Genomic DNA, 11,684 nt, shown 5'->3' with positions numbered 1-11,684 from the left:
CCCACAAAGTCATACCAGGCATCAGCAAAATAAAATTGTGCTGTATAAATGTCCAGATGAAAAGGAGTTTACTGCGAGACGTTACGCAAAGCGTAAAAATTAAGCCGGCTTGCACCGGCTGGGGGACTAGATCAGGCGACGAGCTGCTTCCACAACGATTTTAACCGCATGGCTTTCGGTTTTCTTCATCGTTTCAGCGTTAGGAATTTCTTGCTGAGTACGGTTCACAATCACACCTGCAACCATACCTGCACGCAGACCCTGGCTTGCACACATGGTCAGCAGTGTTGCGGATTCCATCTCGTAGTTCATCACGCCCATCTGCTGCCACTCTTCCATGGAGCCTTTGTAGCGGTTAACTACGCGGCCTGAGAAGGTGTCGTAACGCTCCTGGCCTGGGTAGAAGGTATCGGAAGATGCAGTCACACCAATGTGTGTGGTCGCGCCAATAGATTTCGCAGCTTCAACCAGTGCGGTAGTACACGCAAAATCGGCCACTGCCGGGTATTCCATTGGAGCAAAGTGCAAGCTGGCACCGTCAAGGCGCACAGAAGCAGTTGTCACCAGAACATCACCAACATTGATATGCGGCTGAATTGCACCGGTAGTCCCGATACGCAGGAAAGTACGAATACCCAACTGCGCCAGTTCTTCCACCGCGATAGAGGTTGATGGACCACCGATACCGGTGGAACAAACGATTACTGGCTTGCCGTCTAACTCAGCACGCCAGGTAGTAAATTCACGGTGGGCAGCCAATTTGACCGGCTTGTCCATCAGCACAGCGATTTTTTCAACTCGCTCAGGATCGCCCGGGACGATGGCAAGTGTTGCCCCTTGCAGATCGCTTTTAGTGAGGCCGAGGTGAAAAACATCAGACTTGGACATAACAAACTCCTGCGTTGAATAGGTTGGCTTACATTGCTATGGGGGTACTGTACAGAACCCTCACAAATAATTTCGTGACGCATTTCACTTTGAATCAAACAAGTTACATTATTTTCAACTGCAATAGTGATGAAAATCACATTTAAAGGGGTGGCGCTCATAGTTCTGATATTGAGATGAGTGCGACTAAACAATCCACCAGCAACTCGAAGAATAACGGGGAAAAGCTATAGTTATCGCACTGCGCTAATTCTGGTAAGGAGAATGCCAATGAAAGAAGAACATACAGGTAAATCACCGGGCGGGCATTTTGCGCCAGCGGCCTGCCCTCTTGCGTCAACCGCATTGCATACCCCAGATGATGCTATTCATGCAGGGGAAACCTCAATTCCTACGCAGGGCGAAAACATGCCTGCTTATCACGCCAGGCCAAAAGATGCCGCAGGCCCTTTACCCATCGTGATTGTAGTGCAGGAAATTTTCGGCGTGCATGAGCATATTCGCGATGTCTGCCGTCGCCTGGCGCTGGAAGGGTATCTGGCTATCGCGCCAGAGCTCTATTTCCGCCAGGGTGATCCCAATGATTATGCCGATATCCCTACCCTGTTCAGCGGGCTGGTTTCAAAAGTACCCGATGCACAGGTGCTCGCGGATCTTGATCACGTCGCCAATTGGGCGGCAAGAAACGGTGGTGATGCACATCGTTTGATGATGACAGGGTTTTGTTGGGGTGGCCGTATAACGTGGCTGTATGCCGCACACAATCCACAGTTGAAAGCAGCTGTGGCCTGGTATGGCAAATTAGTAGGCGAGAAGACATTAAACTCCCCGCATCACCCAGTCGACATCGCAGTCAATTTGAATGCGCCCGTACTTGGCCTCTATGGCGGGCAGGACACGGGAATTCCACAGGATACAGTCGAAACAATGCGCCATGCTTTGCGTGCCGCTAATGCCAACGCAGAAATCATCGTCTACCCGGAAGCGGGCCATGCTTTTAATGCGGACTACCGCCCGAGCTATCATGCTGAATCGGCAAAGGATGGCTGGGTACGGATGCTGGCGTGGTTTGAACGATTTAGTGCAAGCAGGTAACCCATTTAACTCAAAGCCCGTCAGGCTCACATTATCGCGACAATTTTTTAGTGTCTGGCGGGTTTTTACATCAATTTTTTTGCAGCATTCTCCCACAATTTGAACCCTCTCACACTTCCTCTCCAGCACTTGTTAATCCATTTCGTTGATACAAATTATTCGTTGCAGCTACGGAAACTATTTCGCTGTTTTAAGCAGCATATCTTCTGAATACTCGTCTACAGACAATGTAATTACTCACCTGGTGAACTGGAGATTTTAAGATGACTCATGCTTTTGAAGCTCAACCTTTTGCTCTGCCCTTTGATCCAAAAACGACCGCGCTGGTGATGATTGATATGCAGCGTGATTTCGTAGAAGCCGGTGGTTTTGGCGAAGCGCTGGGTAATGATGTTTCGCTGGTTCGCAGCGCAATCGAGCCGTGCAAACGCGTGCTCGAGGTCGCTCGCCAGAAAAATATGCTGGTGATTCACACCCGTGAAGGCCATCGCCCGGATCTGACCGATTGCCCTCCAGCTAAACTGACTCGTGGCGGCAAAACCTTTATCGGCGAACCAGGTCCGATGGGTCGTACTCTGGTGCGTGGTGAAGCGGGCCACGACATCATCCCTGAACTCTACCCAGTTGCTGGCGAGCCAATTATTGATAAGCCAGGCAAAGGGGCGTTCTACCAAACTGATTTGCACCTCATTCTGCAAAATAGCGGCGTTAAAACCTTGATCGTCTGCGGCGTCACCACTGAAGTTTGCGTCAACACCACCGTACGCGAAGCAAATGACCGTGGCTACGAGTGCATTATTCCAGAAGACTGCGTAGGTTCTTACTTCCCGGAATTCCAGAAATACGCACTGGAGATGATCAAAGCCCAGGGCGCAATTTTCGGCTGGGTCAGCGATGCAAACTCCGTGATTAAAGGCCTGAAAGGCTAATCAGCATGGCTATCGTCACGCTTGCAGCGCAGTCCATTGGTTATCTGGCCGCCACCCGGCTACCAAAGAGTGCGCATATTCACAGCTGTTTTGCACACGCAATCAACCTGATCGCTGACGATGGCCATCTTTTTACTCTTTTAGCGGCAGATATTTACCAGAATTTGCCCGATGCAGTGCGAGTGACATTACCCGCAGGCTGGGACTGGCGGCAGCAGGCAATGCGCGGCGAAGCGGTTCAATTGATCGCCAGGCAATGGCAAGCTCCGCGCTGGCAGGTGGATTTAAGCAAAGCAGTCGTCTGGCAACCCAGACTTAACGGTTCATCATTGAGCCTGAATGCGCTGCCAGAGGCTTTGCAACACTACGAAACGCTGGCCTCACAATTGCTGCTTTACTGCCTGGAACACCAGGTGGAAAGCGATTTGCTCTGGGCATCAAGCCCAATGAGCAAAGACGAAAGCAAGCACCGGCTGGCACCATATGAACTGCCAGAACAGCTCGAAAACCAGGTGGTGAAGCTCATCGGTTACGGCAAAGGTTTAACTCCGGACGGCGATGATTACCTGTTGGGTTATCTGGCGGCACTCAGCCCGTGGCAACTCACCCCTGAGTTGCAAGCACACCAGACGCGGCTGCAACTGTTAATTGAACAACATCTGCCGCGTACCACGGACATCAGCCGCCATTATCTGTGCCGGGCGCTGGAAGGCCACTTTTCCCAGCCCATCTGCGCGATGCAGGAACAACTCACCTCGCAAGCGCCAACCACGATGGTTATCCGCGCCGCAGAACAGATCATGCAATTTGGCGCGTCTTCGGGTGTCGATTGCCTCGCCGGAATGCTGCACGGGTTGCGTAGCTTAAAAGCAACCCTCTGACATCACCCAATCCCCCCATGCAGAGCCACAAAAACTCTGCAAGGGACAGCTTTGCCCAAATTTCACTATTGGGCAGTAAGAAACAGGCATAAACCGATGAAATCAGAATATAAAGTTTTCAAAAATCTCTATCAGGATTCCGTTTCTCTGATGCAGATATCCGCTCAAATCAGCAAATTGCCAGGCATTCAACAGGCATCCGTGGTGATGGGAACGGCAACTAACCTCGAGCAACTGCACGACGCAGGACTTGGGGACAACATCAGCGCCGGGCCGAACGACCTGATTATCGCGGTGATGGGTGCTGAAGATGCTTGCGAGGAAGCGCTGGAACTGGCTCATCAACGCCTGAACAGTAAACCCGAAGATAGTAGCAACGACGGTGTGCGCACTCCGGATCTGGTGAGCATGGAGATGGCGCTGGAAAAAGAGCCTGCTGCAAATCTGGCACTGATTTCCGTGCCTGGCGATTACGCCGCTGCCGAAGCGATGAAAGCCCTGAATTTGGGTATGAACGTAATGATGTTCAGCGATAACGTCAGCGTCGTGCAGGAAAAAGCGATTAAAGTGCACGCCCGCGAACGTAACCTGATTGTCATGGGGCCAGACTGTGGCACAGCCGTTATTAACGGTATTCCGCTGGGTTTTGCCAACGTCGTTAATCGCGGCGCGATTGGTGTGGTCGGCGCATCCGGTACCGGCGTGCAGGAAGTTACATGCCGTATCGACCAGCTTGGCGCGGGGATTTCTCAGGCACTCGGCACCGGCGGTCATGATTTAAGTGAAGAAATTGGCGGCATTTCCATGCTGTTCGGCCTGCAAGCGCTGGCAGAAGATGAAGCCACAAAAGTCATCGTTTTAATTTCTAAGCCCCCTTCAAAAGCGGTTGCCGAACGTATTCTCAAGCAGGCACAGGCGGCAGGCAAACCCGTGGTAGTGAACTTCCTCGGAGCAATTCCTGCAGAGATTACCCGCCCAAATGTCACCGCAGCGACAACCCTTGCCAGCGCCGCCGACCTTGCTGTCGCGCTGCTGAATAACACTCCGCTGATTCAGCACGCTTTACAGCCAGACGCGGCCCAAATAACCATGCTGCAAACTGCAGCACAGGCGCTACCTGCCAGCCGTCAGTTGATTCGTGGCGTCTTTGCGGGCGGCACTTTCTGTTATGAAGCACAGCTTTTGTGCCAACAACATGGCTTTACAGCCTCCTCTAACACGCCAGTTTATGGCAACCGCAAACTGACTGATATCTGGAAAAGTGAAGGCCACACCCTGATCGACATGGGTGATGACGATTTCACCCGTGGCAAACCGCACCCGATGATCGACCCGACGCTGCGCAACCAGCGCCTGCTGGTTGAACTGAGCGATCCACAAACCGCCATCGTGCTGTTTGACCTGGTGCTGGGCTATGGCGCAGCCGAAGAACCTGCCGCTGAATTGCTGGAACTGCTGGCCAAAATCGACAAAGCCAACGCCCCGCTATTGGTCGCTCACGTCTGCGGCACACAAGCAGACCCGCAACAGCGCAGCCGACAGATTGAATCCCTGCGCAACGCAGGAGTGATTGTCGCTGATTGCAACGCGCAGGCAGCCATTTGGGCGAGCATCGTGGCGCAGACTCAGGCTAAGAAAAACGGAGTAACCGCATGAATACCTTATTTAATCAGCCACTAAAAGTGGTGAATGCGGGGCTTGCGGGCTTCGCCAACAACATTCAAAAAGTCGGCGGCGATGCCATTGCACTGAGCTGGCAGCCACCTGCGCTGGGTAATATCGAAGCGGGTTTAGATCTGGCGGATTTGCTGCGCCACCCGCTGGTTGAGCACGCAAACCAAGTCGCAATGGAGCATTACCTGAACGCACAGCCAGTATTGGTTGACGTGATGATGGCTGACGAAGCGATTCCGGCAATGGCAGAACGCAAACTTATCCTGCATTCCGGCCCGCCAATCAGCTGGGAAAATATGTGCGGCCCGGTAAAAGGGGCGATTGTGGGTGCCATTCTGTTTGAAGGTTGGGCCACCAGCCACGAAGAAGCCGAACTGCTGGCAAAAAGCGGAAAAGTTGACCTTGAACCTTGCCATCATTACAACGCCGTCGGCCCAATGGCGGGGATTATTAGCCCATCCATGCCGCTGTGGGTGATTGAAAACAAAACCAACGGCAAGCTGGCTTTCTGTAACTTCAATGAAGGTCTTGGCAAAGTGTTGCGCTTTGGCGCGAATAACGACGAAGTTCTACAACGTCTGCACTGGATGCGCAACGAACTGGCTCCGGCACTGAAAGTGGCCGTGCGCCACATCGGCGAACTGGAATTAAAACCGCTGATGGCACAAGCGCTGCACATGGGTGACGAAGTTCATAACCGTAATGCCGCTGCAACGGGCCTGCTGATCAAGCGCCTGGTCCCTGCGCTGTTGGCCAGCAACATGCCGCTGGAAACCCTGCAACGGGTGGTGGAATTTATCACTGGCAACGACCACTTCTTCCTTAACCTTTCTATGGCCGCCTGCAAAGCGATGATGGATGCCGCAGCCAATGTGCCTTTCAGCTCGATGGTGACCGTAATGGCGCGTAACGGCGTAAACTTCGGCATTCGCTTGTCCGGCACTGGTGACCAGTGGTATCAGGCTCCGGCAAACCCAGTCGAAGGCTTGTTCTTCCCGGGCTACGGTGTTGATGACGCAGCAGCGGATTTGGGCGACAGCGCTATTACCGAAACCGCAGGTGTTGGCGGCTTTGCGATGGCTTCTTCCCCGGCCATCGTGAAATTTGTCGGCGGCACACCAGCCGATGCCACTAACAACAGCCGCCGCATGCAGTTCATCACCCTTGGCTCAAACCCGGCATTCACCTTGCCTGCACTGAATTTCGCGCCAACGGCGGCGGGTATCGACGCACGTAAAGTGGCTGACCGCGGCATTCTGCCGGTTATCAATACCGGTATCGCCCATAAGCAAGCGGGGGTCGGTCAGATAGGTGCCGGGATCACCACCGCACCGATGTCCTGCTTTGTTGATGCCATTCAGGCACTAGCCAAGGTCGTTTCCCAGGGAGAGAACACATGAGCAAACCTTTAGCAATAGTCGCCGTAGGCGGCAATGCGCTGATCCAGGACGATCGCCACAACAGCATTCCAGACCAATACGAAGCGGTAATGGAAAGCGTTAAACACATCACCGATATGGTCGAAGCCGGATGGGATCTGGTGCTCACTCACGGTAACGGCCCGCAGGTTGGCTTTATTCTGCGCCGCTCTGAGCTGGCGAGCCCTGAAGTAGCTCCGGTGCCACTGGATTACGCCGTCGGCGACACCCAGGGCGCGATTGGCTACATGTTCCAGAAAGCACTGCACAACGCACTGGCTCGCCGCGGCATTTCTAAGCCTGTTGTGGCTCTCGTTACCCAAACACTGGTCAATCAAAACGACAGCGCTTTTGCTAACCCAAACAAACCGATCGGTGCGTTTATGGACGAGCAAACCGCTATTCAGCGCCAGCAGGAACTCGGCTGGACGATGATGGAAGATGCTGGCCGCGGCTGGCGTCGTACCGTGCCGTCACCGGCTCCCCTCGAAATTATTGAACGCGACACTATCGCGCAGTTGGTTAAACAGGGTTACATCGTCATCGCCTGCGGCGGCGGTGGTATTCCTGTGATTCGCGACGAGAAGCAGCAACTGAGCGGCGTTGAAGCGGTGATCGACAAGGATCTGGCTTCTGCCCTGCTAGCTCAGCAACTCGGTGCCGATCTGCTGCTCATCCCAACGGGCGTGGAGAAAGTGGCGATTAACTTCGGCACGCCGCAACAACAATGGCTGGACACGCTGACCATCGCGCAGGCACAGAAACTGCTCGACGAAGGTCAGTTTGGCGTTGGCAGCATGCAGCCAAAAGTTGAAGCGATTCTTGGTTTTGTGAAAGCAAGCGTCCAGGCGGGGAATGCCGCAAGCGGCCTTATCACTAGTCCACAAGCAATTAAGGCCGCACTGAATCACCAAAGCGGCACGTGGATCGCACCTTAATCAAATTTATCTGGGGAGGACATCCTTCCCATTAGCAATTTCTGGAGAATTATCATGACAGCAACCACTTTACTCGCCGTTAACGGCACCCTGATGCGCGGGCTGAAACTTAACCCCAATATGCAGAAAGCGGGAGGTACTTTTGTCCGTGAAGATCGCACCGACGCGCACTACCGCATCTGGAGCATTAACGATGACCATCCAGGCATGATCCGCGTGGAGCACGACGGTACCAGCGTTGAGCTCGAAATCTGGGAGCTGCCATTGGTGAGCTTCGCGGCATTGCTGGAAAGCGAACCTGCGGGGTTGTCTATCGGCAAAGTCAAACTGCAAGACGGCAGCATCGTGCTGGGTGTGTTAGCTGAAAACTGGCTGACTGAAGGCCAGCGCGAAATTACCGAACTCGGAAGCTGGCGTAAATACACCGGCCATTTCCATACTGCTTAACAGCGCAATTCAGAGGGAACAAGATATGCGTAAGACCCAAGAGAGTCTCAACACGGCGTCAGGATTACGTATTGCCATGATTTTGCTGGGGATCGCCGTAACGCCGGTCCTGTTGTCATCTTCGAGCCTGGGAAATCAGCTTTCCAGCTCTGGTCTGATTAGCGTTGTGCTGCTGGGTGGGTTGATTTTGACCATCTTGTCTGCCATCACTATCAGCGTCGGCGAAAAAGCCCGCCTACCCACTTACGGGATTGTGAAATATCCCTTTGGTGAAAAAGGCGCAATTGCGATCAACATCCTGATGGCGATCAGCCTGTTTGGCTGGATTGCCGTAACGGCCAATATGTTTGGCCATTCGGTACACGATTTGCTGGCGCAACATGGACTGGAGTTACCGGTACAGCTATTGGTGGCTACGGGCTGCGTGATTTTTGTCGCGTCTACCGCGTTTGGTTTTGCGGTATTGGGGAAGGTCGCGCAAATCGCCGTACCCGTCATCGCCGCCATGCTTTGCTATATCCTTTATATTGCGACTCATACTGCTGTTGCCGCACCCGCTGCTGCAATCAGCATGAATACGGGTGTCGCAGTATCAACTGTGGTGGGTACTATTATTGTGTTGGTCGCCACATTGCCCGATTTCGGCAGCTTTGTGCATAACCGTAAACACGCGCTGATTGCGGCGGGAGCCACCTTCCTGATTGCTTATCCGCTGCTGTACTGGGCTGGTGCAACACCAAGTGCGATTAGCGGCCAGGGTTCTTTGCTTGGCGCAATGGCGGTGTTCGGTGCGGTTATGCCTGCGGCTCTGCTGCTGATTTTTGCCTGTGTAACGGGTAATGCCGGGAACATGTTCCAGGGCACGCTGGTAGTTTCAACGCTGTTGACTCGCTTCCCGAAATGGCAGATTACTGTGGCACTCGGCGTGTTGTCTGCGATTGTGGGCAGCATGGACATTATGGCGTGGTTCATTCCATTCCTGCTGTTCCTCGGTATTGCCACACCACCCGTTGCAGGGATTTATATCGCTGACTTCTTCCTTTATCGCCGCAACGGCTATGAAGAATCAGTGCTGTCCCGCGAGCCGCAAATCAAGGTGCTCACCTTTGTGGCGTGGATCCTCGGTGCTGCGGTCGGCTTTATGACAGTGAAAGGTTTGTTCACTCTGACGACCATTCCTTCGGTTGATTCCATTCTTGTGGCCTGCATCGCTTATACAGTACTAAGCAAGATAGGTAACCGCCGCTAATTCCTGGGTATAATTGGTGTAATCAAGTGGCCGGAACGAGGAACGATCTGGCCCTTCAACGCATTCAGGGATCCTGCCATGTTCATCTCCGACGAAACTATCCGTGTTGTCCATTTGGTTGCTAAATATCAGAGCATCACAACCGCTGCCGAACAGTTGAACAAAGTCCCTTCTGCGATTAGCTACACCATTAAAAAAGCCGAAGAGAGCATTGGCGCGGAGTTGTTTATCCGCAAAGGTCGTTATATCGAGCTGACCTCTGCCGGGGAATACTTCATCCAGCACAGCAAAAATATCCTTCACGACCTGGAAGCCCTAAAGCGTAATACCGTGCTGATTCAGGACGGTGTGGAACAAGAGTTGGTGGTAGCGGTGAATAACATTATCCCCACACCAGTGTTGGTGGACTTTATTTGGGATTTTGAGCGGCAGTTCCCATCGACTATGCTGAGAGTAAATCTCGAGGTATATAACGGTTGTTGGGATGCGCTTTACAGTAAACGAGCTGATTTAGTGATTGGTGCGCCACATGCTGTTCCCAGCAGCGAAGGGATTATCAGCGAACCGATTGGCCAACTGGAGTGGGATTTTGTTGTCGGCCCGCAACATCCATTAGCGGTCCAGGTGCAGCCATTGCAAAATGCCGAACTACGCCAGTATTCCGCGATTTGCATCCGCGATACCGCAGTGAATTTCATTCCCCAGCAAGCCTGGCTACTGGAAGGGCAAAAGCCGCTCTTTGTGCCCGATTTCCCTACGGCAATTTCGCTTATAGAGAAAAACGTCGGCATCGGTTATATCCCCCATCATCTGGCACAGCCGTTACTCAATAACGGGCAACTGGTGAAAAAGCCGATGCAGGAACATAAACACGCCACCAAACTATTTCTCGCTGCACGTTCAGACGGCATGGGGAAAGTGTGCCAATGGTGTATGGATTATTTGCAGCATCCGGTAGTTGCGGGGAGATTGAGTAGGGGGTGAGTGTGCTGAAAGTCGTTTTACAAGCACCGCTACCGGACCACATGATTAAGAGCCTGACCGTGCAATAACACAGCCCGATAATTACCGCTGTGCACTGACTACCGACTCAGAAACACTGCGCGAATATTGTGCATCGCTAACCATTGTGTTGCTGAATCAACTGGAATCACCAGAGCAGCAAGAACACATCATCGGAATACTCTTCGAACTGGTGAATCTACTGGCCGAAGATTTAAAAGCGCCGCGTTTTGTGAACACGGCGAAAGGCCTGGTGATGACGAGTGGTGAGGCTGTATCAGTCGTCCACTAAGTAAACAGATTTATCCTGTGTAGCGAATCACTACACACCATGTTATTGTGCGTGTAGTGATTAGATACACACCCCATATTGGGAGAAGGCCATGAAACCCCAGGCAAAGGAAGCCCCGATTAATATTCGGGCAAAAGCAGAACAGCGTGATCTTATCGATCGCGCGGCACAGTTGGTTCATAAATCCCGAACAGATTTTATGCTGGAGGTTGCCTGCCGCGAAGCAGAGGATATCCTTCTTGACCAGCGCCTGTTTACACTCAACGATGAGCAATATCAGGAGTTTCTGGACGTCATTGACTCACCGGTTAGCGACAATCCAAAACTTGCCAGGCTGCTGAGTAGCAAATCAGTATGGGAATAACGCCGCCTGAACCACTCAATTCAGAACATATTCTGGCTGAGTTTTGTTGCGGAGAGAAAACGCTGGATGACTGGTTGAAACTAAAAGCATTAAAGAACCAGGCTTTCGGTGCTTCCCGAACGTTTGTTGTCTGCCAGGCTGGGACTAAACGCGTTATTGGATTCTATGCACTGGCAGCCGGGGGGATCAGCCATAGCGATGCAACCAGTAGTATTCGTCGCAACATGCCAGACCCTATACCTGTCATTATCCTTGGCCGCCTGGCTGTTGATTATACTTTTCAAAAAAAGAAGATTGGCAGGGATTTAGTGAAGGATGCTTTTGCGCGCGCGATGGCCATTTCTGAAAGCCTTGGCGTCCGTGCACTCGTTGTGCGTGCGTTGACGGATAACGCAGCTAAGTTCTATGAGGACTTCGGTTTTACCGCATCGCACTCAATTCCAGACACGTTATTCCTGAAACTCTGATAGCAAAACGCCTTCTCCCGAAAGAGAGAAGGCGTTTATT

General features: G+C 52.5%; 13 protein-coding genes. 12 read left to right on the top strand and 1 reads right to left on the bottom strand.

The window, feature by feature from the left end:
- Positions 1-126: 126 nt before the first annotated feature.
- A complete protein-coding gene (udp, locus tag LVQ77_RS20890) occupies positions 127-888 on the bottom strand; it encodes a uridine phosphorylase (RefSeq protein ID WP_034461657.1) in 762 nt (253 codons plus the stop codon).
- Between the two features lie 270 nt (positions 889-1,158).
- Here udp and LVQ77_RS20885 point away from each other — a divergent pair, with 270 nt between their 5' ends.
- The 12 genes from LVQ77_RS20885 (at position 1,159) to LVQ77_RS20830 (ending at position 11,644) form a co-directional block, all read left to right on the top strand.
- Positions 1,159-1,983, top strand: a complete 825-nt coding sequence (locus tag LVQ77_RS20885; protein ID WP_232905397.1) for a dienelactone hydrolase family protein — start codon at positions 1,159-1,161, stop codon at positions 1,981-1,983.
- Between the two features lie 263 nt (positions 1,984-2,246).
- Positions 2,247-2,912, top strand: coding sequence for a cysteine hydrolase family protein (locus LVQ77_RS20880; RefSeq protein WP_232866807.1), 666 nt, complete (start codon positions 2,247-2,249; stop codon positions 2,910-2,912).
- A gap of 5 nt (positions 2,913-2,917) precedes the next feature.
- Positions 2,918-3,793, top strand: a complete 876-nt coding sequence (locus LVQ77_RS20875; RefSeq protein WP_232905396.1) for an oxamate carbamoyltransferase subunit AllH family protein — start codon at positions 2,918-2,920, stop codon at positions 3,791-3,793.
- Positions 3,794-3,889: 96 nt separating this feature from the next.
- Positions 3,890-5,449, top strand: coding sequence for an acyl-CoA synthetase FdrA (gene fdrA / locus LVQ77_RS20870; RefSeq protein ID WP_232905395.1), 1,560 nt, complete (start codon positions 3,890-3,892; stop codon positions 5,447-5,449).
- Positions 5,446-6,867 (top strand): YlbE family protein, encoded by a 1,422-nt coding sequence (locus LVQ77_RS20865; protein WP_232866798.1) that lies wholly within the window; start codon positions 5,446-5,448, stop codon positions 6,865-6,867. Before fdrA ends, LVQ77_RS20865 begins: the two co-directional genes overlap by 4 nt.
- Positions 6,864-7,823, top strand: coding sequence for a carbamate kinase (locus LVQ77_RS20860; RefSeq protein ID WP_232905394.1), 960 nt, complete (start codon positions 6,864-6,866; stop codon positions 7,821-7,823). The genes LVQ77_RS20865 and LVQ77_RS20860 overlap by 4 nt, the downstream gene beginning before the upstream one ends.
- 54 nt (positions 7,824-7,877) lie before the next feature.
- Positions 7,878-8,270 carry an allophanate hydrolase-related protein gene (locus tag LVQ77_RS20855; RefSeq protein ID WP_232905393.1) on the top strand — a complete coding sequence of 131 codons (393 nt, stop codon included), beginning with the start codon at positions 7,878-7,880 and terminating at the stop codon, positions 8,268-8,270.
- Between the two features lie 25 nt (positions 8,271-8,295).
- On the top strand, positions 8,296-9,519 hold the full coding sequence (locus LVQ77_RS20850) for a cytosine permease (RefSeq protein WP_232905392.1): 1,224 nt from the start codon (positions 8,296-8,298) through the stop codon (positions 9,517-9,519).
- A gap of 78 nt (positions 9,520-9,597) precedes the next feature.
- Complete coding sequence (locus LVQ77_RS20845) at positions 9,598-10,503, top strand: LysR substrate-binding domain-containing protein (protein WP_232866788.1); 906 nt, start codon at positions 9,598-9,600, stop codon at positions 10,501-10,503.
- A 145-nt stretch (positions 10,504-10,648) separates the two neighbouring features.
- On the top strand, positions 10,649-10,813 hold the full coding sequence (locus LVQ77_RS20840) for a hypothetical protein (protein WP_232905391.1): 165 nt from the start codon (positions 10,649-10,651) through the stop codon (positions 10,811-10,813).
- A gap of 91 nt (positions 10,814-10,904) precedes the next feature.
- Positions 10,905-11,177: a type II toxin-antitoxin system TacA family antitoxin gene (locus LVQ77_RS20835; RefSeq protein WP_154155068.1), complete on the top strand. Its 273-nt coding sequence runs from the start codon at positions 10,905-10,907 to the stop codon at positions 11,175-11,177.
- Positions 11,168-11,644, top strand: a complete 477-nt coding sequence (locus tag LVQ77_RS20830; RefSeq protein WP_232866784.1) for a GNAT family N-acetyltransferase — start codon at positions 11,168-11,170, stop codon at positions 11,642-11,644. Before LVQ77_RS20835 ends, LVQ77_RS20830 begins: the two co-directional genes overlap by 10 nt.
- The last annotated feature ends 40 nt before the right edge of the window (positions 11,645-11,684 follow it).

The organism is Buttiauxella cochleicola, from assembly GCF_021282435.1.
GTDB lineage: Bacteria > Pseudomonadota > Gammaproteobacteria > Enterobacterales > Enterobacteriaceae > Buttiauxella > Buttiauxella massiliensis.
The sequence above is the reverse complement of the archived record's forward strand: the minus strand, read 5'-3'. Positions and strand labels throughout refer to the sequence as shown.

What these genes read in the sequence shown, in the direction of transcription:
- udp (WP_034461657.1), bottom strand. Translation starts at nt 888, where the DNA reads ATGTCCAAGTCTGATGTTTTTCACCTCGGCCTCACTAAAAGCGATCTG.
- LVQ77_RS20885 (WP_232905397.1), top strand. Translation starts at nt 1,159, where the DNA reads ATGAAAGAAGAACATACAGGTAAATCACCGGGCGGGCATTTTGCGCCA.
- LVQ77_RS20880 (WP_232866807.1), top strand. Translation starts at nt 2,247, where the DNA reads ATGACTCATGCTTTTGAAGCTCAACCTTTTGCTCTGCCCTTTGATCCA.
- LVQ77_RS20875 (WP_232905396.1), top strand. Translation starts at nt 2,918, where the DNA reads ATGGCTATCGTCACGCTTGCAGCGCAGTCCATTGGTTATCTGGCCGCC.
- fdrA (WP_232905395.1), top strand. Translation starts at nt 3,890, where the DNA reads ATGAAATCAGAATATAAAGTTTTCAAAAATCTCTATCAGGATTCCGTT.
- LVQ77_RS20865 (WP_232866798.1), top strand. Translation starts at nt 5,446, where the DNA reads ATGAATACCTTATTTAATCAGCCACTAAAAGTGGTGAATGCGGGGCTT.
- LVQ77_RS20860 (WP_232905394.1), top strand. Translation starts at nt 6,864, where the DNA reads ATGAGCAAACCTTTAGCAATAGTCGCCGTAGGCGGCAATGCGCTGATC.
- LVQ77_RS20855 (WP_232905393.1), top strand. Translation starts at nt 7,878, where the DNA reads ATGACAGCAACCACTTTACTCGCCGTTAACGGCACCCTGATGCGCGGG.
- LVQ77_RS20850 (WP_232905392.1), top strand. Translation starts at nt 8,296, where the DNA reads ATGCGTAAGACCCAAGAGAGTCTCAACACGGCGTCAGGATTACGTATT.
- LVQ77_RS20845 (WP_232866788.1), top strand. Translation starts at nt 9,598, where the DNA reads ATGTTCATCTCCGACGAAACTATCCGTGTTGTCCATTTGGTTGCTAAA.
- LVQ77_RS20835 (WP_154155068.1), top strand. Translation starts at nt 10,905, where the DNA reads ATGAAACCCCAGGCAAAGGAAGCCCCGATTAATATTCGGGCAAAAGCA.
- LVQ77_RS20830 (WP_232866784.1), top strand. Translation starts at nt 11,168, where the DNA reads ATGGGAATAACGCCGCCTGAACCACTCAATTCAGAACATATTCTGGCT.